Annotated in this window: 21 protein-coding genes and 1 tRNA gene; 8 read left to right on the forward strand and 14 right to left on the reverse strand. The window is 64.3% G+C overall.

Translation table 11 applies throughout. The annotated features are described in order from the left end of the window. Positions 1-49 precede the first annotated feature (49 nt). Both P4L93_02615 and P4L93_02620 read right to left on the reverse strand, forming a co-directional pair. Positions 50-1,750 (reverse strand): AIPR family protein, encoded by a 1,701-nt coding sequence (locus P4L93_02615; GenBank protein MDR3685839.1) that lies wholly within the window; start codon positions 1,748-1,750, stop codon positions 50-52. Positions 1,751-2,054: 304 nt separating this feature from the next. Then, positions 2,055-2,130, reverse strand: a tRNA-Phe gene (locus tag P4L93_02620). A 198-nt stretch (positions 2,131-2,328) separates the two neighbouring features. Here P4L93_02620 and P4L93_02625 point away from each other — a divergent pair. Continuing rightward, positions 2,329-4,815 (forward strand): S8 family serine peptidase, encoded by a 2,487-nt coding sequence (locus P4L93_02625; GenBank protein ID MDR3685840.1) that lies wholly within the window; start codon positions 2,329-2,331, stop codon positions 4,813-4,815. Between the two features lie 90 nt (positions 4,816-4,905). Here the strand turns inward: P4L93_02625 and P4L93_02630 are convergent, their stop codons facing one another. Then, positions 4,906-6,768: a PASTA domain-containing protein gene (locus P4L93_02630; GenBank protein MDR3685841.1), complete on the reverse strand. Its 1,863-nt coding sequence runs from the start codon at positions 6,766-6,768 to the stop codon at positions 4,906-4,908. A 380-nt stretch (positions 6,769-7,148) separates the two neighbouring features. Here P4L93_02630 and P4L93_02635 point away from each other — a divergent pair, with 380 nt between their 5' ends. Next, on the forward strand, positions 7,149-7,589 hold the full coding sequence (locus tag P4L93_02635; protein MDR3685842.1) for a hypothetical protein: 441 nt from the start codon (positions 7,149-7,151) through the stop codon (positions 7,587-7,589). 39 nt (positions 7,590-7,628) lie between these two features. Here the strand turns inward: P4L93_02635 and P4L93_02640 are convergent, their stop codons facing one another. The 4 genes from P4L93_02640 to P4L93_02655 all read right to left on the reverse strand — a co-directional run bounded on the left by P4L93_02640 (position 7,629) and on the right by P4L93_02655 (position 12,139). Continuing rightward, on the reverse strand, positions 7,629-8,534 hold the full coding sequence (locus P4L93_02640; protein MDR3685843.1) for a thiamine pyrophosphate-dependent enzyme: 906 nt from the start codon (positions 8,532-8,534) through the stop codon (positions 7,629-7,631). A gap of 7 nt (positions 8,535-8,541) precedes the next feature. Further along, positions 8,542-9,678 carry an AI-2E family transporter gene (locus P4L93_02645; GenBank protein ID MDR3685844.1) on the reverse strand — a complete coding sequence of 379 codons (1,137 nt, stop codon included), beginning with the start codon at positions 9,676-9,678 and terminating at the stop codon, positions 8,542-8,544. Then, positions 9,675-10,904 (reverse strand): pyruvate ferredoxin oxidoreductase, encoded by a 1,230-nt coding sequence (locus P4L93_02650; protein ID MDR3685845.1) that lies wholly within the window; start codon positions 10,902-10,904, stop codon positions 9,675-9,677. The genes P4L93_02645 and P4L93_02650 overlap by 4 nt, the downstream gene beginning before the upstream one ends. A 65-nt stretch (positions 10,905-10,969) precedes the next feature. Then, on the reverse strand, positions 10,970-12,139 hold the full coding sequence (locus tag P4L93_02655) for an AI-2E family transporter (GenBank protein ID MDR3685846.1): 1,170 nt from the start codon (positions 12,137-12,139) through the stop codon (positions 10,970-10,972). 206 nt (positions 12,140-12,345) lie between these two features. Here P4L93_02655 and P4L93_02660 point away from each other — a divergent pair, with 206 nt between their 5' ends. From P4L93_02660 to P4L93_02670, 3 genes are read left to right on the forward strand one after another with little or no spacing between them, the layout of a single operon-like run. Further along, complete coding sequence (locus tag P4L93_02660) at positions 12,346-12,714, forward strand: SHOCT domain-containing protein (protein MDR3685847.1); 369 nt, start codon at positions 12,346-12,348, stop codon at positions 12,712-12,714. A gap of 33 nt (positions 12,715-12,747) precedes the next feature. Next, on the forward strand, positions 12,748-12,930 hold the full coding sequence (locus P4L93_02665; protein ID MDR3685848.1) for a hypothetical protein: 183 nt from the start codon (positions 12,748-12,750) through the stop codon (positions 12,928-12,930). 35 nt (positions 12,931-12,965) lie between these two features. Then, positions 12,966-14,450 (forward strand): arylsulfatase, encoded by a 1,485-nt coding sequence (locus P4L93_02670; protein ID MDR3685849.1) that lies wholly within the window; start codon positions 12,966-12,968, stop codon positions 14,448-14,450. 99 nt (positions 14,451-14,549) lie between these two features. Here P4L93_02670 and P4L93_02675 read toward each other — a convergent pair whose 3' ends face one another. The 4 genes from P4L93_02675 to P4L93_02690 all read right to left on the reverse strand — a co-directional run bounded on the left by P4L93_02675 (position 14,550) and on the right by P4L93_02690 (position 19,487). Further along, complete coding sequence (locus tag P4L93_02675) at positions 14,550-15,683, reverse strand: AI-2E family transporter (protein MDR3685850.1); 1,134 nt, start codon at positions 15,681-15,683, stop codon at positions 14,550-14,552. A gap of 135 nt (positions 15,684-15,818) precedes the next feature. Then, positions 15,819-17,048, reverse strand: a complete 1,230-nt coding sequence (locus P4L93_02680) for an anaerobic sulfatase maturase (protein MDR3685851.1) — start codon at positions 17,046-17,048, stop codon at positions 15,819-15,821. 17 nt (positions 17,049-17,065) lie between these two features. Next, complete coding sequence (locus P4L93_02685; protein ID MDR3685852.1) at positions 17,066-18,763, reverse strand: SulP family inorganic anion transporter; 1,698 nt, start codon at positions 18,761-18,763, stop codon at positions 17,066-17,068. 43 nt (positions 18,764-18,806) lie between these two features. Then, positions 18,807-19,487, reverse strand: a complete 681-nt coding sequence (locus P4L93_02690) for a GAP family protein (GenBank protein MDR3685853.1) — start codon at positions 19,485-19,487, stop codon at positions 18,807-18,809. Positions 19,488-19,792: 305 nt separating this feature from the next. Here P4L93_02690 and cls point away from each other — a divergent pair, with 305 nt between their 5' ends. From cls to P4L93_02705, 3 genes are read left to right on the forward strand one after another with little or no spacing between them, the layout of a single operon-like run. Next, on the forward strand, positions 19,793-21,253 hold the full coding sequence (cls, locus tag P4L93_02695; GenBank protein ID MDR3685854.1) for a cardiolipin synthase: 1,461 nt from the start codon (positions 19,793-19,795) through the stop codon (positions 21,251-21,253). A 28-nt stretch (positions 21,254-21,281) separates the two neighbouring features. Then, on the forward strand, positions 21,282-21,713 hold the full coding sequence (locus tag P4L93_02700) for a DUF6325 family protein (GenBank protein ID MDR3685855.1): 432 nt from the start codon (positions 21,282-21,284) through the stop codon (positions 21,711-21,713). A 9-nt stretch (positions 21,714-21,722) separates the two neighbouring features. Next, a complete protein-coding gene (locus tag P4L93_02705; GenBank protein ID MDR3685856.1) occupies positions 21,723-22,049 on the forward strand; it encodes an SHOCT domain-containing protein in 327 nt (108 codons plus the stop codon). Positions 22,050-22,125: 76 nt separating this feature from the next. Here P4L93_02705 and P4L93_02710 read toward each other — a convergent pair whose 3' ends face one another. The 3 genes from P4L93_02710 to P4L93_02720 all read right to left on the reverse strand — a co-directional run. Further along, a complete protein-coding gene (locus P4L93_02710) occupies positions 22,126-22,635 on the reverse strand; it encodes a DUF1269 domain-containing protein (protein ID MDR3685857.1) in 510 nt (169 codons plus the stop codon). Positions 22,636-22,675: 40 nt separating this feature from the next. Then, the gene (locus tag P4L93_02715) at positions 22,676-23,338 is read right to left on the reverse strand and encodes an endonuclease/exonuclease/phosphatase family protein (protein MDR3685858.1); all 663 of its coding nucleotides are present in this window, start codon (positions 23,336-23,338) and stop codon (positions 22,676-22,678) included. Positions 23,339-23,424: 86 nt separating this feature from the next. Then, on the reverse strand, positions 23,425-23,790 hold a 366-nt coding region (locus P4L93_02720), incomplete at its 5' end, for a sodium:proton antiporter (protein MDR3685859.1).

The raw sequence follows: 23,790 nt of genomic DNA on the forward strand, positions 1-23,790 counted from the left end.
CGAAGGAACCATCGGTCCATGCCACACACCCCATTCGCACGCGGCTGAGTCAGAGGGAGATGGCTCGGCTCGGATCTCTGGCGATCTCCTTCTGATACGACTTGACGACGTCATCGCCGAGCGCCACGACATCGATCTTGCGCTTGAATGCTCGCCGATAGTCCCAGAACTGGTCCTTCTTCCGCTCGTCCTTGATGTAGAAGTTCAGGTCGATCGCCACGCTTCTCAAGAGCTGTGCCAGCGTGGTCCTTACCGCCATGCTCTTCTTCGAGTTCGTAACGATCGGAAGCGGCTCGAGAATGAGATCACGGCTGGCAACGTCCTGATCCAGGATAAGGCGAGCCAAGTACATCAATACGAATGCCGTGAGTTGATACGAGGCCACCGATGGGTCCTCGATCGCATCACGGTTAGCGATCGCGGCTTCATAGAACATGTGCGCGAAGTAGACCTGTTGCGCGTGTACCGAAGTTGAGAAGACCGCGTCGTACTTCTTCTCGAAGAGCTCAGTCTTCTTGTGGCCATCCCACGGTTCCTCTAGGTACAGCGAAACGAGCTCTTGGGCCGCCAAGTCGTTCGGAATAACGATCTCGGCCTTGTCTTTCTCGCCGCGCCGTATGTCGTACGTCACCTTTGACCCGAATAGCGCCTGGAACTCATCCGATAGCTCACGCTGCTTCGCATCGGTGGATCTTAGGTCTCGCATCGTGATCGCGTTCTGGTTGTTGCTCCGTTGCGTGATCTTGTTCGTGAGTTCGTATGCGAGCGGGCTCGCCTCAGGATCGGCATTGACGATCTTTACCAACACCATCAGGTCGTCGGTGAGCGACGACTTGTTGCCCGCTATCGTCTTCGCCGACTGACAGCCATTGACGATCGACAAGTCACGTAGCTCCAGCCGACCGCGTCCTCGCTTGAGCTTTTTGCAGATGATCGTCATTCCGTTGTGATATGCCGGGAACAGCGGATGCTCGCCAACGTCCTTGATCGTCCGCTGAATGTCTTTGTTGATACGGGTGTTTCCGAGCGGACCGCGCACGTTGTGATCGAAGAGGGTGTCGTCTTCGATGCCGGGCAGGCCCGCAATGTCCTTGGCCGGGACTAGAGCAACGATGATCTCGACGCTGTCACTCAGCGAATACGAGAACGATCCCTTCTTCGTGAAGTGAAGATAGGCGGGGCCTTCGACGTACTCAGAGCCGACAATGTGGCGAAGCGCCTTGTAGAGCCGCTCGAGGTCCCAGAGATCCAGTGACATGCCCGAACGGACTTGGGTCTTCAGGTACGTCCGCGCCTGTGAGTCCTCAGGCAGGTTCGTTACAAGAACACCTCGGACGCTGTAGTCCTCCTGTAGCCTGCTCGCCAAGTCATGCCGGATGATAAGTTGGGCGAGTTCGGCGTTGCCGGATGACGCCAGAAGCTCCGCACCCTCAGGGGTCGCAAGCTGCCCGAGGGTCCCAACGAGGTGCTTCAAGTCCGAGTCGCCGAGACTCGTGCCGTACTTCTCGCGCCGTTTGGACTGAAGGACGTAGACGACCTTCTCGCTCTCGTCCACATGAATGGCATCGATGCCCTTGTCGTTCGCGCCATCACAGATCGCGTCTTGCGCTTCGATCTCCTCAAGACCGAACACGTATCGCAGCATCCAGTAGAGCGGCGCACGCGCTGGTACGCTTACTTCAGGCTCGCAGGCAGTGAACGCAGCTTCGATCAGCTTGAACATCTCTTCAGGCGTGACGGCTTTCGGCACGTGGACCCCCTAGTCCGGCCGGGACATGACTTGGACGCGGCGAGCTTCGCGCCTCTGACGAACCATAGGCATGTACCCCTCAAACGGCAACCAAGCGCCCCACAACCCCCTGCGGGCTCGTTCTTATGTCATCCGGTGTACCGCCGGTGTGACGTGAAGCACGGCCAGGCAGCTCAGTTTTGTAGACAGCGAGCAACCGGCGCCGTTCCCGGTTGCGGGCGGAGGCGCAGCCGGAGCGGGACTGAAACCGCAGGTAGAACGTAAAGAAGCCCCGATCTACCCGACCGGGGCTTCGAAGAGTTCATGGTGGCCAGAGACGGACTTGAACCGCCGACACGGGGATTTTCAGTCCCCTGCTCTACCAACTGAGCTACCTGGCCGTGCGCAATGCCTAGCGATAGTACCCGCGGCGTTGTCGGCGGGTCAAGGGTGCGACGATGCCTGATGGGAACACTCAACACGCCGCATTCGGCACGAGATGCGCTATCAGTCCGCATCACCGCCGGGATGTTACCGTGCAGTTCTACGCATATGTGCGCCCCAAACCGTGCTTGATTCCGCCCGTGAGGACGTAGTTGATGAAGTTGCGCCGCGCTCTGATCGCACTTGCCCTGCTCGCGTCGACCGCCGGACTCGGACTCGCTGCATCGCAGTCGACCGCCGTCGCCGGCTCCTCGGCGTTCGAGCAGCGGGTGGTGCCGCAATCCGCCATCGCCGTGGCAGCATCCTCGACGGCCGGCTCGGCATCTGTCGCGACCACCACGATCGAAGCCACCCCGGCGGTCTCGGCGAACTCAGGCCGCGTGCTGGTGAGCTTCAAGGCGTCGGCGACTCCCAAGGCCCTTAGCGCCGTCGCCCGCAGCGCAGAGACGTCTACGGGGTCGGTGGATCAGGTCGTGCCGGGCCTCTACTCGTTCGACGTGCCCAAGGGCCGCTCGGCGACGAAGTTCGCCAAGCAGTTGGCCGCCAGCGGCCGCGTCGCCTACGCGGTTCCCGACTATGTGCGCCAGCCCGTCGCCTACCTGCCCCCGGCCTACCCGGCGGCAGGTCCCGACGACCCAGACTTCCAGTTCGCGCCCACAGGCGGCTCCTATTACAAGAATAAGAGCGGCCACTACGTGCTCGTCGCGTCGTATCCGCGCGGCCGCTCGTGGTGGCTGCGCGACATCCACGCGCCCGAAGCGTGGGCGCAGGGCTACACAGGTAGCAACATCATCGGGAAGTATCCGCTGCGGGCGAGCGGCACTGAGATCACAGTGGCAGTGCTCGACTCCGGCCTCTACAGCGGGCATCCCGACAACGGTGCCGATATCGTCCCCGGGCACGACTTCTTCGATCACGAGGGGCCTGGCCGAACTATCGTTGAGGACAACGACGTCTCGCCGCCACCCGCCAACAGCGTCTCACACAAGCTGCCGTACTCCGAGAGGGTGCTTACGGTCGCTCACGGCACGTGTGTCTCGGGCGAGATCGGGGCAACCGCCAACAACGGTGTGGGCACGATCGGGGTGGGCTACGACACGCGCGTGGTCGTCCACAAGGTTATGGGTGTCTTCGCCAACGGGACATCGGGGATTCCCGACAGCGCGCTTATCGCCGCGATCGTCTACTCGGTCGATGTCGACCATGCGAGCGTCATCAACATGAGCGTCGGCGCGTACGGCGCATCGCCGGCTCTGCAGGCCGCCGTGAATTACGCCTACGCGCGGGGCGCGGTGCTCGTTGGTGCCAAGGGCAACGATGCGAAGAGCAAGGCCTTCTACCCCGGCTGTTGCAAGCATGTGATCAGTGTGGGGGCTCTGGACAAGAATGCGAAAGCAGTGACGATTCCCGCCAGCTACTCGAACTACTCCAAGACGTCGCTGGACGTCATGGCCCCCGGCACCTTCATCTGGGGCCTAAACCAGCCCGGCGTCAACCTGATTCCGTCACTCACCAGCACTCCCGGCTATTTCGTCTGGGACGGCACCAGCATGGCCACTCCGGTGGTGTCGGGCGCTGTCGCGTGGCTGTGGCGCGCTGCACCCGCGCTCTCCAACGCCGAGATCACCCGCGAGGTCTTGGACTCTGCCGCCACGGGGCCGAAGTCGAAGCGGTATCCCTCGGGGTATCGTCGGCTCGACATGGCCCGCACGTACGCGCGCCTCATCTCCGACTACCCCTTGCTCACGAACCCGGTAATCGACGTGAGAACCGTGGCGTCATTGGGCTCGGTGCCGGTCAACTGGCAGATTCCGGTTGCGCATCTCCGCGGGGTTTCGTATCACTGGGTGGACGACTCGACCACGTCGGGCGACACGGCTGATACCGGCGCGACGTTCCCGTGGACAGCTGGGGACCATACGGTGACGGTCCAAGCCTCGAGCGCCTACAACTGGGACGACCATACCTCCCACGCCAGCGCCGTGATGCACGTGGTGTCCCCGGTCGCTGGCCATGCCGCGTGGCTCGGGGCGCACGTCGCGGGTTCGGCCGCGACGCTGGCAACGCCCGCCTACGGAGTCGCAATGCCGATCGACGCCACACTCGAGGACGCATCCGGGACTCCGCTTGCCGGCGCGACAGTGGCGCTGCAGTCCTCGCGCGACGGCGGCGCGTTCGCCGATGTCCCGGGCGCGATCGTGACCAACCTTCCAGGTGGTGTGTACGCCTCGACAGTCACTCAGGAGGCCCGCACGTTCTATCGATTCACCTTCGCTGGAAGCGGCGCGGTCTCTGGCACCGTCTCGGCTGCCGTGACGATCGTCCCAGGCGTGTCGCTGAGCACGCCATCGTCCAAGTCGAGCATCTCCCACACGAAATCGATTGCCGTCCGCGGCACGCTCATGCCCGCGCATGCAACCGGCTCGCGAGTGGTCAAGCTCAAAATCAAGCGCTGGAACGGGCACAGGTGGGCCGACTACTCGGCGGTCTGGACGCGCGTGACCTTGCGGTCGGCCAGCTACGGCACGTACGCGGTCTCGCTCAAGCTCAAGAAGGGTGGATACCGCCTCTACGCGTATGCCCCCGATGACGGCCAACACTCAGCCACGACGAGCGGTTTTCACGCCGTGGCGGTCAAGTAGCGCTCCTCGGCTCGGAGCAACAAGAAGCGGTGACGGAGTAATCAGCCGTCACCGCTTTCGTTTCCGTCGCGCCACCTCGGAGCCACGCGCCTACTTGCCGTTGGAGACGAAAAGCATCACGGCGACCTTCTTGGGGACAATCTCGCTCGCGCCGGGGGCCTGACCGACGACCTCGCCAGCGGGCCGCCCCGTGCCACTCCAGTTTACGATGGTGTTGCTGAGCGTGACCTTGGACAGCGCGTTGATGGCGTCGTTCTTCGTCTTGCCGACGACCGGCGGTACGGAGACGGTCGCCGTCGAGCCGTTGCTGGGCGGGCCGTTGGACACCAGGAAGCCGACGATTGTACCGGGTGCGACCGCCTGACCCGTGGCCGGGAACTGCCCGAACACCAGCGTCTTCGTGGTGCCGGTAAGCGTGAACTCGCTCATCGACACCGAGCTGAGGTTGGCGACCTTGAGCGCGTTTCGCGCCTGATCGGTGGTCATGTTCTGCAGGCCGGGCACGGTGACGCTCTGCACGCCCAGCGACACTGTGAGCCCCACCGTCGTGCCGCTGGGAACCTTCTCGCCGGCGCCCGGCGATTGCGAGATGACCGAGTCCTTGGGCACGGTTGTGCTGTAGGCGGTGCTCGACGAGACCTGCAGCCCGGCCGAGGTGAGGATCGAGCGGGCTTCGGCCTGCGACTTGGCGGTCACGTCGGGAATCGAGAACAACTTCTGCCCGCCGGAGACGACGATGTTGACCTGGTCGATGAGCTTGACCTGCGTGTCGGGCGACGGCGTCTGCGTGGTGACCTTGCCGACCTCGCTCGCGCTGATCGTCTGAGTGGTTGCGATGCTGCCAAGCTTGAAGCCGGCCGCGGTGATGGCCTGCTCGGCTTGTGCCTGCGACAAGCCCACCACGTTAGGGACCGCCGCCGTGCGATTGAGGTAGTAGTAGATGCCGCCGCCCATGGCGACGAGAACGGCGATGACCAGCAGCGTCCAAAGCCACCAAAGCGAACCCTTCTTGCGCGGAGCCTCGGCGACCGAGTGCCCGCTCGGAAGCTGTGCAACCACGATGCCCAGCGGAACGTTAGCCGAGAAGTCGCGCACCACCTGAGGGGACAGTCCGCCCGCCTGGATGCGAGCGAGCGCGTCGGCCTCGGAAAGTCCGACCACGTCGGGCAGCGGGACGCTGAGCGTCAGTTCTGGAGCCGGACCGCCGGAGACGAGCAGAACCGCCTCTGAGCCAGCGGCCGCGGTCTGGCCGAACTCGGGCATCTGAGCCGTGACTTCGCCACGCGTCAGCTCGCTGTATTCGTTGAAGACCTGTGCCGAGAGCCCCGCTTCTTGAAGCTTGCCGAGCGCCTCGCCTTGGGACGTTCCGATGACGTGCGGAACCGCGACAACAGCCGCCGGAGGAATCGGTGAGGCGCCTCGGGACACCACGATCACGACGCGCGAACCGGCGACGACCGTGGGCAGTGGGGCGACGACCGCGGCAGGCGTCTCGGGGGCGGCCTGCTCGGCGACGACCGGAACCAGCTGCGTCATCTGCGCGGCCTGTGGGTCGAACGGCGGGATCTCGGCGGCGGCCTCGACGGGCGGGATCAACTGCGTGAGCTGCGAGGAGGCTGGGTCGACCTCGGTCTCGTCCCGGAAGTCATGTGGAGCCGTCGCGCCGAGATCGACCTCGGCGGCGGGCTGCTCGGCGGCGAAGTCCGGCAGGGGCGACTCGGGCGAGGTGGAGTCGGGCTCAGCGGCACCCGTCGATGACGCGGAGTCGGCAGTTGCGGCGGCCTCGCTGCCAGCGGCGATGTCGTCTGTTGTGGCGTCCGCAGGCGGCTCTGGGTCGGCGGCCTCGGGCGCAGTGGCGTTAGGCACGGCGGGCGCCACGGGCGCGAAGAACGGCGACTCGTCCGGCGTGGGTAGCTCGGACTCCGGATTGGTCGGGGTGATGTCGTCAGCCATTCGGCTGAATCCTTTCCTCGTGCGCCACATTAGGCGCGCTCGCGACTATCTCGCCAGGCGCCAGACTCCTGCATGGTACCTCACGAAAGGCCACCGCCGGGAACCCTCATTCCCTTGTGCAGGGAATCGAGTACTCCTGCATCCGCAAACAGAGAGACCCGCTGTCCGCGGGTCTCTCTCCATGAAGAAGATTCTGCTTTGTGCGATCCCCGTCCCCGAGAAGTTCTGCCAAACCGCTCGTTGACCGCAACCTCATTGTGCCGCCACCTCGTGAAGGGCGAATGAGTCGCATATGGAGAACTCGTGAAAGAGCCAGGTCGGCCTGCAAAGTGCGTTTCACCCCCCAAGAGCGCTAGGCTGGAGGGCAAGGAGGTGTGTGCGTGAAGCGACGGCATCGCAGGTTGTTGTGGGGTGTGGGCACTGCTGCGGCCGTGCTCGTGGCCCTGGCGGGCGTCGCCTGGTGGTTCCGCGTCCCGCTGCTCGAGCTCATCCCCACACCCCCGGTCGTCATCACCGACACCGCGCAGGGCAGCGTGGTTCATCTGCTGCAAGGTCAGCATCTCGAGGTTCGTCTGCGCGGCAACATGCACTCGGACACCACCTGGCACGTGGGGATCCCGCTGACGTTCCTGCCGCAGAGCGGCGACTCCACCTTCACGCGGGATCCCGCCGCGGCAAAGGAAGGCGACGGGTACCAATCGCTCTACTTCACTGCGACGGGCAAGGGATTCGGGCCGCTCTTCCTCGACGAACTGCCCAACAACGACCAGAACAGCTACCAGCCGTCGAGGTCGTTCTCGGTGATCATCGCGGTTCAGTAGCGTCGCAAGCCCTGCGGCTCGTGCGCGCACACGCGGCCACTACTCGGTCCCGGCGGCGTTGCGTGCGACGTACCCGGACCAGCGCTCGTCGGCCCAGGCTTGGATCTCCTCGGCGGTCTCGGGCGTTACTCCGCGGAAGCGGCTCTGGGTGGCGAGGTACTCGGAGATCGGCTTGCGCTTGCCGCTCTTGGCGAGCGACGCGCTCCGGCCTGTGAGGCGGAAGACGCCCTCCTCGACCTCGTAGAGGACCACGAGCCCCGTGTCGACCGCGAGCTTGCCCAGCGCCACGGAGTCCTTCGGGTCGAATCCCCAGCCGCTCGGGCACGGCGTGTTCATGTGGATGTAGCGCAGGCCGGTGATGCCGCGCGCCTTGCTTACCTTATCGAACACGTCGGCGGGAAACGCCGCCGACGTCATCGCCACGTACGGGATGTGGTGCGCCTCCATGATGAGCGGCAGGTCTTTGGGGTTCTCGCGCTTGCCCGACCACGTTGTGGTGGTACGCGCGCCCACCGGCGTCAGCCCGCTTCGCTGCGTGCCGGTGTTCATGTACGCCTCGTTGTCGTAGCACAGGTAGATGAAGTCGTCGTTTCGCTCGGCAGCACCGGACAGCGCTTGGATGCCGATGTCGCCCGTGCCGCCGTCGCCGGCCATCGCTAGCACGGTCATCTCGCTGTCACGCCCGGTTGCGCGCAGCCCGGCGCGGATGCCCGCGGCGGCGGCGGCCGTGCTCGGGAACGCGACATTGACCCACGGCACGCGCACGGACGCGATCGGGTACATGCCGCCCAGCACCGTCAGGCAGCTGGCCGGCACGGTCATGACCATCTGGCCGTCGAGCGCCTTGGTGATCGCACGCAGGCCGATGCCGATGCCGCAGCCGGCACACGCGCGGTTGCCGGGCAGGATGTACTCCTCTGCCGGGATGTCGACGATGTTGGTCATGGAGCGCTTAGGCCTCCTCGGCGACAGAGGACGGGGGATTGCCCGAGTACACGCCGGCAGCGTGGCGGTCGCGGTAGTAGATGAAGATGACGCGGATGGCGGCGGCAATGGGGATGGAAAGCACCGCTCCGAGAATCCCGGCAAGAGCAGCGCCCACGCTCAATGCGAAGATGATCATGACGGGATGCAGCGTGACCGTCTTGCCCGCAACGATCGGCCCGATGAACGAGTACACGATCTGGTCGACCATGAACACGATGACGCCCGTCTCGATGCCTATCGCCGGCCCCGCCAGCAACCCAACGACGAACGCCAGCAGGAAGCTCAGGATCGAGCCGAGGTACGGGATGATGCCCAGAATGGCCACCATCGCCGCGATGAACCAGGCGTTGGGCAACTTGATGACCGTGAACCCGATGCCGTCAAGCACGAAAATCACGGAGCAGTTAATCGCGGTAGCCACCAAATAGCCCGAGAACGACGAGTCGAACGACGATGCGATGACGGCCACGTCGTCGTGCCAGCGCTTGGGAACGACGTTCAGCATCGCCTTGGCGATGCGCGGGCCGTCCTTGAGAAACCAGAACATGAGAATCAGGCCCAGGAACATCTCTAGCCCGAGGCTAAAGATAGTGGACACTCCCGCGACCAACATTCCGACACCGTTGCTGGCGGCATCACTCGCATGCGACGAGAGGGTGGTCAGCATGGATTCGATGATGTTCTTCACGGAATTCGGCAGCTTCTGATAGTTGGAGACTCCACTCTGGACGTTGTTGGTGATTGTTGTGACCGTCGCAGGAATCGAAGTGAAGAAGCCGGCCGCACCCGAGACCACCGGCACGAGGAATAGAGCCACGAGAAGCACCATGACCACGATTGCGCTCAGCACGCCCCCCAGCGCCGCTAGCGCATCCGGTACCTTGTGCGCCTTAAGCCAGCGAGTTATCGGCCGGAAGATGGCGATCAGCAAGCCCGCGATGAAGAACGACGTCAGTGCCGGGAGCACGTCGCCAAGAACTTGGCCCGAGCCTCGGATCAACAGGCCGAATCCCACCACCGCCCAGATGACGATCCCGGCAAAAGCCCAGCTCCGCAGCGTCTGATCGGCCGGGGTCTTCTCCGCTTCCACGGGTGTACTCATGACGCGTCCGCCTCTCCAGTGAGGTGAAGGTTTACCCACTCGTCGGCACGCTCGCGCACGCCATCGTCGTAGTCAGCGATTGCGCGCTCAACCGTCTCGGCGAGATGCGCGGGGGTGACGTCGCGCCCGCCGAGGCCGCAGATCGCGCCGAACACCGCAGGCCGCTTCTCGGCCGAGAAGAGCGCGGCGCGCAGATCGTTGCAGATAGGCCCGCCGTAGCCGTAGCTCATGGCCTTGTCGAAGACGATGGCGAGCTTGGAGTCCGCGATCTTGGCGCGCAACGCCTCGACTGGGAATGGCCGGTACGCCCTCAGGCCGAGCACCCCCACACGTACGCCCTTGGCGCGCAACTCGTCGACCGTCACCGTCAGTTGCATGCCGATCGACCCGGCCGCGACGAGCACGATCTCGGCGTCGTCGAGCGCGTACTCCCAGGTCAGGCCGCCCCACGAACGACCGGTCGCAGCCGCCCACTCGGCGTCAACAGCGGGGATGAAGTCGAGCGCGTCGTGAAGCGCCCGATTGTGCAGCGCACGGATCTCCATGTAGCCGGGGCGCGTAATGCCGGCAGCGTCGTCGCGTGGCTCGGCGATGACGACGGGACCGATGTTGCGCGGGTCGGCCGTGTCGACCACCGTGAACGGCTCTTTGAACGGCGGCAGGAAGGCGTCGACCGTCTCGGCCGCGGGGATGTCGACCGGCATGACCGTGTGCGAGAGCAGGAAGCCGTCGTAGCAGACCATGACCGGCACGTGGAGCTTCTCGGCGATGCGATACGCCTGCACGGTCGTGTCGAGGATCTCCTGGTTGTCGCGACAGTACAGCTGCACCCAGCCGGCGTCGCGCACGCTCATCGAGTCTTGCTGGTCGTTGAGTACGTTCCACGGCGCGGCCATCGCTCGGTTCGCGACGCACATGACAATGGGGAGCCGAGCTCCAGCCGCCCACCAGATCTGCTCGGTCATGTAGGCAAGTCCGTTGGCCGAGGTGGCAGTGAAAGCGCGCGCGCCGACCGTCGAGGCCCCGATGCACACCGTCATCGCGGAGTGCTCGCTTTCGACCGCCACGAACTCGGCTGGTAGCTCGCCGGACTCAACCCAGGCCGCAAGTTGTTCGACCACGGGCGACTGCGGGGTGATGGGATAGGCAGCGATGACCTGCACGCGAGCGAGCTTGGCCGCGTTGGCCGCAGCGTCGTTACCCGTGATGACGACGGTTGTGGTCACTGGTAGTCCCCTCTCGTGCCGCTTTGGCTCGTGCTCGATTGTAACCCGTTGGGGTCTGGGTCGAGCTATGCCTTGGCGGCCTTCGCATCAGGCGCGGCCGCAGGTGCGGGCTCGAGCACGCCGTACTTCCGCGCGAAGTAGAGGTAGACCGTGTACGCCGCAGCGACAGCGGGAATTGCCGCAATCATGCCGAAGATGCCGGCGATCGCGCCACCGATTGCCAGCGCAAAGAGAATCGCGAGCGGGTGCAGCCGGACCGACTCTCCCAAGACGATCGGCTCGATGACCGAGTCCACAGTCTGCTCGACCAGGAGCACGACAACCAGCGTCCAGACCGCGAGTTGTGGGCTGATGGTCAGCGCAACGAGGGTGGCGATGATGCCGCCGACTATGCCGCCGATGATCGGGATGACCGCGAGCAGGCCGCACAGCGCCGCTAGCGCCCACGCGTAGGGAACGCCCAGCAGATTGAAGCCCAACGCCATGCCGGCGAACATTAGCAGCATGCTGATGGCCATTCCTCGGATGAATCCACCGAAAGCGTTGTCAAACGCGCGACCGACTTGGGCAGTGTCCTCGCGCCACGCCGGCGGCAAGACGGACAGCGCCCACTTCGAGACGTGCGATCCATCGAGCATGAACCAGATCGAGATGATGAAGCCGAGGAAGAGGTCCAGCACGATGGCGCCGAGGTCGCCCAGAGCCTTGGCCAGGGTCAGCGCCAGGTCCCTCGCTTTGGACGCAGCTTGTGCGGCCGCCTGCGCCTGGGCCTTAGCGAGGGACGCCTGAGCCGACGACGGGAGCTGGGCCGCCGCGGTGGTTGCCGCAGTCTGGAGCTTCTGCTGCTGGGCTGCGAGTGCCGTTGCGATCTGCTGCACCTCGGCCGCTACCGATGGCAGCACGGCCATCAGGCCGAACCCCAGCACCACGACGAGAAGCAGAGCGGTTACGAGCACGGCCAGCCCACGTGGGAACTTCCACCGCATCAACAGCGAGACGATGGGCCGCAGCAGAAACGCCAGCAGTCCGCCGATCACGAACGTGAAGACCGACGCCAGTACGGCGCGGAAGAACATGACTCCGGCGATGACCAGAATCATGATCCCGACGTAGGTCCACGTGATCTTGAGGCGACGAGTCCACGACTCGGTAGTAGTCAGTACAGGTCTAGCGCCTGCTTCTTCGGCGGACTGCGTGTCCATCGGCGTTGCTCCCCACTCTCGCTCGCGCATCATGCGCAGGCGTCCAGACGGACACGGCCCCGACGCGATTATCATCGGCCGACGGTACTCGCACAAGCGCACTCATTGAGGCCGCGTTCATTCGGCACCCACCGCACGCTCTTCCGCCGGTGTCTAGGGTATCCTCACCACGTGTCCGTTCTCTCCGGGGGGAGTTCGTACCGCAAGCACGTGCCGATGTGCCGGATGAAGGAGTCTCGATGTTCAACAGTACTTTCGCCAACTTCTTGTGGACGCTGCTTTGGATCTACCTGGTCTTCATCGTGATCATGATGTTCGTCAGGGTGTTCTCTGACATCTTCATGCGCGAGAACCTGTCCGGGTGGGGCAAGGCCGGCTGGATGCTCGTAATCTTCATCTTTCCGTTGCTCGGCATCCTGATCTACATGATTGCGCGTCCCAAGAACACCGAGCAGGACAAGCGAATGATGCAGCAGGCTCAGGCGGTCCAGTCTCGTCTGGTAGGCGGTTCGTCGGTCGACGACATCGCCAAGGCGCAGGAACTTCTGGACAAGGGCGCAATCACTCAGGAGGAGTTCAAGGCCCTCAAGGCGAAGGCTCTGGCGTAAGACGTAGTTCACGCATCTGGAGAGGGAGACACCGTGAAAGTCTACTGGGTAACCATGGGCGCTGGGCTGTTGGCGGCGGTATTCGGCGTGGTCGCGTACACGGTCAGCGATCATGAGTTCGGCGTGATCCTGGTACTTGGCGGCTTGGTGGTGTGCGTCATGGGCGCAGCGATGCGTCTCGCCGAGGTGTATATCGGCGACAAGAGGTCCAAGTAGGGCGAGCAGGCGACTGTTCGAAGAAGGAGGTCAGTATGCCGAACGGGAAACCGAACATCCTCGTCCTTTGGGGCGACGATATCGGCACTTGGAACATCAGTCACAACAGCCGCGGGATGATGGGCTACATGACGCCCAACATCGACCGGCTTGCGAAGGAAGGCGTGGCGTTCACCGACTTCTACGGCCAGCAGAGTTGCACAGCTGGCCGCGCAGCCTTCATCACAGGGCAGAACCCGCTGCGTACCGGCATGACCAAGGTCGGCCTGCCGGGTGCGAACTTCGGCCTGCAGCCCGAGGATCCGACCATCGCCGAGATGCTCAAGCCGTTGGGCTACGCCACGGCGCAGTTCGGCAAGAACCACCTGGGCGATCTCGACGAGCACCTGCCCACGAATCACGGCTTCGACGAGTTCTTCGGCAACCTGTACCACCTCAACGCCGAGGAAGAGCCTGAGCTGCTCGACTATCCCAAGGACCCGACCTTCAGGGAGCGCTTCGGCCCGCGCGGCGTGCTTCACTGCTGGGCGCAGCCGGACGGCACGCAGAAGATCGAGGACACCGGTCCGCTCACCAAGAAACGCATGGAGACGATCGACGACGAGACCGTTGGACGCACGCTCGAGTACCTCGAAGAGCGCGCCGCCGAGGACAAGCCGTTCTTCGTTTGGTGGAACGCCACCCGCATGCACTTCCGCACGCACGTGAAGCCGGAGCTCCGCGGCATCAGCGGGCAGGACGAGTACGGCGACGGCATGGTCGAACACGACAGGCACGTCGGCATGATCCTCGACAAGCTCGACGAGCTTGGACTCGCCGAGGACACGATCGTCATGTACTCCACGGACAACGGCCCGCACTACAACAGCTGGCCGGATGCCGCCACGACGCCGTTCCGCTCGGAGAAGAACTCCAACTGGGAAGGCGCCTACCGTGTCCCGTGCTTCATGCGCTGGCCCGGTCACTACGAGGCGGGTGTCACCCGCAACGGCATCGTCGCGCTGCAGGACATGGCGACCACGTTCCTAGCGGCGGCGGGCGTGCCGGACATCGCCGCGCAGTGCCGGACGGGCTACCAGTCGATGGGCAAGACCTTCAAGGTCGCGCTCGATGGCAAGGACATGAACGACTACTTCGCCGGAACCACGGACGACAGCCCTCGCGACCAGTTCTTCTACGTCAACGACGACGCGGAGCTCGTCGCGCTGCGCGTTGGCGACTGGAAGTTCACGTTCAAGGAGCAGCGAGCGAAGCAACTCGGCCTGTGGGCCGAGCCGTTCGTCGACCTGCGGGTGCCACGTGTCTTCAACCTCAGACGCGACCCGTTCGAGCGCTCGCTCGACAACTCGAACACGTATTGGGACTGGTTGCTCGATCACGTCTTCCTGATCGTGATGGCCCAGGCCGTGGTGGCCGAGGCCGTCCAAGACATCATCGAGTTCCCGCCGAGGCAGAAGCCCGCGAGCTTCAACCTCGATCGCGTGCTGGAGCAGCTGCAGACAGCAAGCGTCGACGCCTAGAGAGCGGCACCAACGACGGACCTGGAAGGGGCGCCCATGCGGGCGCCCCTTCTCGTCGCTTCGGACAACTTAGGCGAAGTCCGTCGCACCTGGATCCAATCAACCGTCGCTGGCCGAAGCACCTGCGCCTTGAGCCTCGAGCACCTGCACACCGTCGCGATCGCGGTAGTAGATGAAGATGACGCGAATCGCTGCGGCCACCGGAATCGCCAGCAGCGCTCCCCAGATCCCCGCCAGTGCCGCACCGACCGAGAGCGCGAAGATGATCATCACCGGGTGCAGCGAGACCGTCTTGCCCGCAACCACCGGGCCGATGAACGAGTACACGATCTGGTCGACTGCGAAGTGTACGACGCCCGTCCCGATACCAACCGCAGGCGAGATTGCCAGACCGACCACGACGGCGACCACGAAGCTCAGAATCGAGCCCACGTACGGGATCACGCCGACCAGCGCGTCCATGGCGGCAAAGAGCCATGGGTTGGGCAGCCCGACCAAGCTAAAGCCGATGCCGTCGAGGACAAAGATCAACGAACAGTTGATGGCCGTGGCGATCAGATAGCCCGAGAAGGACGTGTCGAACGCCGACGCAACCGCCGACACGTCTTCGCGCCAGCGAGCCGGCACGACAGCGAGCATCGCCTTTGAGATGTGGGGGCCGTCCTTCAGGAACCAGAAGGCAAGAATCAGGGCCAGAAACGTCGTGAGCCCGAGACTGAAGATGACCGAGCCCACCTTCACCAAGATGCCGACGCCACCCAGGGCCACACGCGATGCGCCAGACACAAGCGATGCCGCAGACGACTCGAGCGCTCCCCTGACCGCCTGCGACAACACCGGCGTGTTCGCGATCAGAGTACGCAGCTCCGCGCTGAGGTTCGCAGCCGCGGTGGGGAGTGAAGTCACGAAGCTGTTCGCGCCGGCAAGCACTGGCCCAAGGACTATCACCGATCCGATGCCGATCACGACGAGTGCGCACGCCACCCCGCCAAGCGCTGCCAGCCCGTCGTTGACCTTGCGTCGCTTCAGCCAGTGCGTGACTGGGCGAAACATCGCGACCAGCAAGCCGGCGAACAGGAAGGATGTTAGCGCAGGTATCAAGACTCCGAGGACCTGCCCGAAGCTCCGCAGGATCAGACCGAAGCCGACCACGAACCACACAATGGCGGTGGCTAGAGCCCAAAAGGTCAGTCGATTCTCACCTCTGGGCTTGCCGCCCTCGGTCTCCCTCATTGTCCCGCTCCCTTCGTCGTGCCCTGATCGATGCGAGAACCGCAACGCGGCGGTCCCGACATGATGCTGGAATGGATGCCGCGATCACCTACGCCAGGCGGCGCTCGTTCCTCTGCCTCTCGCCACGCAATCGCTCTACGCCCCGCAGCATGCCTTGTACTTGCGCCCGCTGCCACAAGGACACAGTTCGTTGCGCCCGGTTCGCGCGGCCTCCTCGGCAAGCAGCGGCATGACCTCGGCTGCGTCGCGACGGGATTCGAGCAGGCCGGCCAGCCTGCGCATCCGACCGTCCGTGTGCGCGAAGAACAGCTTGAGGCCATCGCACAGCCAGTTCAGACCCGGCTCACCGTCCGGCGCAAGCAGGATGCGGTTCTTGGGGCACTCGCCGTTGCACGCGAAGAGGAACTCGCATTCTCGGCAGTAGCGGGGCAGGGTGTCGCGCTTGGCCTCGCCGAACGCGCGCTGCTGCTCCGAGCGAACCAGCTCGCCGAGGGGCGTCTGCGCGATGTTGCCAAGCAGGTAGGGCGGATCGACGAAATGGTCGCACGAGTACACGTCGCCGTTGTGCTCCAGCGCGACGCCCTCGCCGCACGTCGGCCGCAACACGCACAGGCTCGAGTAGCCACGCAGGTACGCCGCGAGCACGCCGTCGAAGAACTGCACGAACATCTCGCCGACGTCGTTGCGCACCCACTCGTCGAAGATCGCCGAGAGGAACTCGCCGTACTCGAGCCCCGAAACGCTGCGGTCGGTGACCGTGCCCGCGCGGCCCTCACCCGGCGGCGTCGCCACCTCAACGATCGGAATGAACTGCACGTAGCACGCGCCGAGCTCATCTCGGAAGTAGTGATACACGTCCAGCGGGTGCTTGGCGTTGGCAGAGTTGACGGTGCACAGCACGTTGAACTCGACGCCGTGCTTCTGGAGCAGTCGAGCGGCGGATTCGACCCGGTCGAAGACGGAGCGCCCCGCGCCGTCGTGCCGGTAGGCGTCGTGCAACTCGCGGGGTCCGTCGATGCTCAGGCCGACCAGGACGTTGTTCTCGGCGAGGAAGGCGGCCCACTCGTCGTCGAGCAGCGTGCCATTGGTTTGGATCGTCCGCTCAACCTGCCAGCCCTTCGGAAGCGCCTCACGCTCCACCTCCAGCGCCCGCCGAAAGAAGTCAAGTCCCATGAGGGTGGGCTCACCGCCCTGCCAGGCAAGCGTCACGAAAGGCACCTGCTGCGCTTCGATCGTCTGGCGAACGAACGCATCGGCGATCTCGTCGCTCATGCGGAAGTCGCTCTCGGGATAGAGCTCTGACTTCTCGAGGAAGAAGCAGTAGTCGCAGTGCAGGTTGCAGCGGGCCCCAGTGGGCTTGGCCATCACGTGAAATGCGGGAGCTACGGGTTCGATTGCGTGTCACGTCCTTCGAGCCACGCGTTGCCCATCTCGACGGCTGCAGCCGTCGAATCGAACACCACGCTGGTCACGGGCAGCACGTTCTCCTCACCAAGTTCGTCAAGAATACCCGTATTGCGCAGCTGCTCAAGGAGCCTTGGGTGGGTGCCGGCGAGCACGAGCCGCCCTCCAGCGGCCTCAATCTGGCCGTGGTAGCGCCGGATCATCGTGAGGAACGTGCTGCCAACCTCGGAGTGGCCACGCACCCGAACGACCAGGAAGGGCCGCTCGGCGGCGCCGACAGACGGGAGCAGCTTGTCCACCAGGTCGACGCCCGCGTAGAAGAAGCTTCCGTATATGTCGACGACCAGCACCTCACGGCTCGGAAGTATCTGGGGCGGGTCGTGCTCCTGCCAACGGCCGTCCGGCAGCTGGACCAGCGACACGACCTTCACGTCCTTCGACGAGCTGTACACGTACTGCACGGCGGACAGGGCGGCACCGAGCAGCACCGCGTACTGGACCGGTACGAGGAGCATCGATCCGAGCGTGATGCCCATGATCGCCGCCGACTCACGGCTCGTACGCCACACATCGAGCATCCCCTCGGTGTCGAATGCGGTGACGCCCACGACGATCAGGATGCCTGCGAGCACGGACAGCGGCACGAGCTCGACAAGTGGCCCGAGCAGCAACAGGACCGCCGCAACAACCACCCCGATGACGAAGTTGGACAGGCGAGTTCTCGCACCGCCCGAGACGGCCATCGCGGTACTCGAGGCCGAGGCGCCCATGGGCATGCCGCCGAATACGCTCGCCGCCGCGTTTGCGAGCCCTTGGCCGACCATATCGCGCGAGGCGTTGGGGAACGTGCCATCAGCGTTGGGGTACGACTTGCTGATCCCTCCGCCTTGGACGAGCCCGATGAGTGCCACCGCCACGGCCGGAACGATGAGCTCGGGCAGCAGTCGAAGCTCCGGCAGCCTAGGCATGGGCAGCCCCGACGGAATCGCCGAGACACTCTTCACGAGCGCAACGTCGATATGAAGCAGGTAGACGCCGCCACTCACCACCGCCAGCGCGATCAGCATCGCGTAGGCACGCAGGCGCGTGCGCATGAGCACCAGGATGATTGCGATGGTCGCGGCGCCAACCGCCATCGCCATCGGATTCCACGAGAACACGTGGACTGCCGTGTCAATCGCCTTGGCGAGCTTGGTCTGCCATGAAGAGCTGTAGCCCGTGATGTTAGGCAGCTGCCCAACCACGACGATGAGTGCCACCCCGTTCAGAAACCCCTTCATCACGGCGTTCGAAACGAATCGGAGAAGGCGCCCACCCTTGAGGAGCCCGAACGCCACCATGAATGCGCCTACCGCAAGCGCGACGAGCGCAACGGCCGCGTCGTGCTGCTCGCGGGGAATCGTCGCCAAGCCACTCCCGAGAGTCACCGCCATCGCTGACGTGATGGCGACCGTCATGAACTGCGAACTCGTCGTGAGCGCGGCGACTGGCGTGCCCGCCAAGAGTGCGTAGAGCCCCACGATCGGGCTGGCGCCCGCCAGCAGCGCGTTTGCCATCGCATCGGGGATGTTCGCGATCCCGTTCGCCAGCCCCGAGATCAGGTCGGCGGTTATGGAACCGCGCTTCGGCGGCTGGAAGGACACGTCTGCGGAGTCGCTGGGAACCAAGCCGGTCACACCTCCCTCGGACTATCTGCCTGGCAGGGTCTCGTGCTCTGCATCATCCCAACAGGTTGATGAGCCCCTTCACCGCCAATGCAACGCCAAAGACAAAGACGGTCACCTCCATGACCGACGCGGATCGCGCGGTGACGTACGCCTTCCAACCGGCGAGAGCGGCTTGTGCCTTCTCTCCCATCACGAAGTACACAACGACGGGTACCACCACGGTAATGCTCGCCACCACGACATACACGAGCGCGAGCGTTGTGTCGGTCGCGAAGAAGGGCGACATGCTGCGAATCGCGGCCCCGCACCCCAACGCCAACGCCAGGTTCTTGGGACTGGTCACCGCGTTGGACAGCGCCACTAGCGCGCCGCCAGCGGGAGATAGGCTGTCGACTGCCTTGACCCAGTCCGGAGCCCTACTCTCCTTCTCGGAAAGCTTGCGCCCTCTTCGCGACAGCCAGGCTCCGGCGACGAGGCCGATGCCCAGGAGCAGGAAGATGGCGCCCTCGTAGGGCAGATCCAACTGCGCACGCGGCTGCCTGATGTGCCCGGCGAAGACCACCGCGATCCCAATCGCCAAAGCGTTGCCCAGCACCCAAGCGGCGGCGAACACGACGCTCCCCACTCGCCCGCGCTGCCCGAGCAGAATGACCAGGACGCCAACTATCGGCACGGGACTCGCCGCTACGCCGAGGGCAAACGGGAGCACGCGCGCGATCTCAGTCGCGTTCAAGAGAGCACTCTCGCACGGGCGCACTCGCAAGGCGGACGCCGATGCCAACCAAGCCGCAAGATCGCTCCCCTCTTCGCGCCCCGCGGCGGAGCTCGCGCTCCGCACCGTAGCGTCTCGACTTCTCGGATGGTACCCCGACGCAGGTATCGGGACGCCTGCACGCGAACCTTGTCAGTCGCGGCTTCTAGGCGAACTCCGATGCAACCCGGCGGTACTGGGGAAACAACCTCTATCGGGGCGCATTTGAAGTCAGAGCGGTTGGCTGGAACAGCAGTCATCCGTCCATCGCTTACGAGGGGACGACCATGATCACCGCTCGAATCGCCACCGTCTATCCGGTCACCGCCGCCGTGCTCGTCGTCCTGTACTACATCGTCTCGTACCTAGTCCTCATCTCAGACGACAGCGAGCCCGCCGAGCAGTTCGCGTGGATGTTCTTCGTCTGGGCGTTCCCGTTCATCGGACTGACGATGTACTTCATCTTCGGTCGAGACTGGCGCAAGAAGGGCCAGAACAGGACCCAGATGTACGAGCGCGAGTTCCTGCCGATGATGCGTCCGATCTACGACGCCTACGAACCCGCGGTCGAGCACTTCCGCAAGGCCGAGGCGTCCGCGGTTCAGCTGAAGGTCGTCGAAGCCATCAAGTCGCTGAACCTGGCCAGCCCGCTTCCCGTGCGCGACATCCAGCTGTTCTCCAGCGGTGGCGGCTTCTTCGAGGCGATGTGCGCCGATATGGAGAAGGCGCAGCACTTCATCCACCATCAGTACTTCATCTGGGAGAACGACGAGCTCACGGCGAAGATGAAGGACATCATGCTCGACCGCCTCGCCAACGGAGTCGAGGTGCGCATCGTCTACGACTGGATGGGCTCGCTGCCCTTCAAGAAAAACGAGATGAAGGAGCTCAAAGCCGCTGGCGCTCTGATCTTCGAGGACATGAAGCATCTCGACAGCCTCAACTACCGCAACCACCGCAAGATTACCGTCATCGACTCCGAGATCGGCTACAACGGCGGATTCAACGTCGGCCAGGAGTACATCGATGGCGGCAAGGCCTACCCCACGTGGCGCGACAGCGGTCTGCGCTACACCGGTCCCGGCGTGGCCGAACTCCAGAAGTGGTTCGCGGCGCGCTGGTTCGTTCTGCACAACAAGGAGAACCTCCTGACCGAGAAGTACCTCCCTGCGGTCGACTCTTCGCTCAATGAGGGCGAGCCCGCGATCATCCAGGTGGTTGCTCAAGCCGCCGAGGACCCGTACGGCTCGGCAGCCCTCGTGCACATGGTCGCGATGGGCGCTGCCGAGAAGACTCTGCGCATCCAGTCGCCGTACTTCGTCCCCGACGCCCCGATGCTCGACGCGATGGTGGGAGCCGCGCTCGCCGGAGTCGACGTGCAGTTCATGATGACCGGCATGCCGGACCACAAGACGGCATGGTTGGCTGCTCGCACGTACTACCCTAAGCTGCTCGACGCCGGAGCGCGCATCTTCCGCTACGACGCCGGCTTCTTCCACGCCAAGACCATCTCGGTCGACGGCAAGTACTGCGCCGTCGGCACGATGAATATGGACCGCCGTAGCTTCGACCTGCAGAAAGAGATGATGACCTGGGTGCACAACGGCGATACGGCTCGTCAGCTCGAGGCGCAGTTCGAGATCGACAAGACCAAGTGCACCGAGGTCACGCAGGCCGAAATCGACAGCTACACGTTTACCGACAAGCTCCAGCAGCGCACGTTCCGGCTGATGTCGCATATCTTGTAGAGAGTGTCACCAACGAAAGGGGTGAAGCATGGAGTACGGACCCGTTGACGTCGTCGTTCTCGCCATGGGCGAACCGCATTTCGACGGCACCATCTTGGCCGAGCTCGAGCGGCTCGCAGCGACCGGCACCATCCGCGTCCTCGACGCGATGGTCTTGGTGATGGACGAGAGCGGCGCGGTGCTCGGCTTGGACATCGAAGACCTCCCCGCCGAGCAGAAGGCGAAGCTGGGATTCATCGAGACAAACACCCGCGGGCTCTTCGACGCCGAGGACTCGGCGGCGCTGGCCGAGGGCATGGCGCCCGGCTCGGCGGTGGTCGCTCTGGCAATCGAGAGCGCGTGGGCCGTCCCGCTGATGACCGCGTTCGAGAAGGCCGGCGCGGACGTGGCTCTGACCACCCGCGTGCCAGCGACCGTAGTCGACGATGCGCTGGCCGCCTTGGCTGCCAGCAACGGATAGGAGCATACGATGCCAGGACTACTCAGGGCGGTGGGCCGCACCGCCGTCATCGCGGGTACTGCGACCGCCACGTCGAACGCCATCAACCGCCGACAGGCTCAGAAGAACGTCGATGCGTACGGCAACGCGCAGCAGCGGTACGCCGAGCAGACCCAGCAGCCGGCGCCAGCGATGGCCGTCGCGTCGGGCCCTGCTCCGGGCGTCATGATGCCGCCTGCTGCCCCGGCCGAGAACGACATGATCTCTCAGCTCGAGCGTCTCGGCGCCTTGAAGGCGCAGGGCATCCTGACCGAGGAGGAGTTCGCCGCGCAGAAGGCAAAGATCCTCGGTATGTAGCTGGGCTCATCGCAATGCGCAGAAGGCCCGTCTCGCGACCGAGACGGGCCTTCTTGATTGCCGAGTGCTGTGGTGTCTAGGCCTTGGCAGCCTCGTCGACGGCCTTCTTCAGCTCGTCGGCCGTCTCGTCGATCTGCGCCTTGGTGATCTTGGCTGCGCGCTTCAGCAGCTTCTCGATGCCCTCGTCCGGCGTGAACTCGCCGATCAGCACGATTCCCGCCTGACCATCCTGAAGGCCATCGGCCAGCTCCTTGATCGCGCTGCGCTTGATGCCGCCTGCGAAGTGCCCGGCCAGAGCTCCCACTCCGGCACCGGCCGCGCCCATGACGAGCACGGAAGGCGGAAAGATGACGCCGAGCACGCCACCGACGACCAGCCCGGCTGTCGCGCCCCAAGCGCGCACTGAGGAGTCGGTGTTGATGATTCTCGTCTTGCCGTCCTCAGTCTTCTCAAAAAGAGCCGACTCGTAGGAACCAATCCACTTCTCGTGGTGGAGCGCCTTGATGGCGACGAAGTCGTTTATTGCCTCTTCGACATCGCCGTATTGGGCCCCGAAGACGAGCATTTCATACTGCTGATCTGCCATGGTTTCAGCCTTTCCGCAAAGGATATGTTTCCGGTCTTGCTTACTCTCCCCCGGACTCGCCTGAGCGAATCGCCAAATCGACCACAAGCGGCCGGTGATCCGACGCGATAGACGTCGCTACCAGCACGTTCGTGACCCGCCAGTGGTCGCTAAACGCCAAGACATCGAGCGGCTTGGTGGGTTTCCACGACGGGAACGTTGGCGGCGCATCTACCACCGTCAGCCGCGCTCGGAGGGGTTCTATCTCCGAAATCGGCGCATTGAAGTCGCCGGCCAGCACAAGCGGCAGATCGTCGGGCAGGTCGTTGACGAGCATCTCGATGGAGCGCGCTCGTGCCTCTCGATTCAGCGCCAAGTGGGCGGTCGCAAACCTGAAACGCACGCCATCCAGCTCAATCGTGGTCACAAGGCATTGCCGACGCTCCATCCCACCGGGCAGATCGAGCCGGTCGACCGCGGTCAGGAGCCCGCGCGTCGCGATGCCGTTGCCCGCCCCCCAAAACGAGTACCGATGCGTCTCCCCGTACGCGTGCGACATGCCGAGAAGGTCCCCTACGATGGCAGCTTGGTCCCTTCGGCCGGTCAGCTTCAGCACCTCGTTGAGGCCCACAACGTCGGGGTTGACCGCCGCCAGAACCCGGGCGATCCTCGGCGCCGAGAATCGACCGTCGATTCCCTGCCCGTGGTGGATGTTGTAGGTCACGAACCGCAAGGAGGCTCTCCTTTGGTGGTGGCTGGCCTACTGATACTTCTCCGACCCTCGGAATACCTAGTCGCGTCCGAGACTCATCAGGCGGGCGACTTGGCGCCGCGGCGCGTCGGGTGCACGGCGACCTTCTCGGCCTCGATGGCCTCGGCGCCTGAGCCGGACTGCTTGTTCCACCAGCCGGAGTAGGCGGCCACGAAGGGCGGCGCCGTGAGGCCGTGGGCAAAGGCGCTGAGCACGACGCAGACAATCGCGGTCGATGCGACCACGTTGCCGCCCGCAACAGCTGCGTCGAGCAGAATCACGGAGAAGACCACGGTGGCCAGTCCGCGAGGCCCGAACCAGCCCATGAAAGCGATCGTTTGGAATCGGGCCTTGGTTCCCAGCATGGCGATCACCACGGATGCCCATCTGAGGAGAACGAGGCTCACCACGACGTAGATCACCTC

Source organism: Coriobacteriia bacterium, assembly GCA_031292615.1.
Classification (GTDB): Bacteria; Actinomycetota; Coriobacteriia; order Anaerosomatales; family JAAXUF01; genus JARLGT01.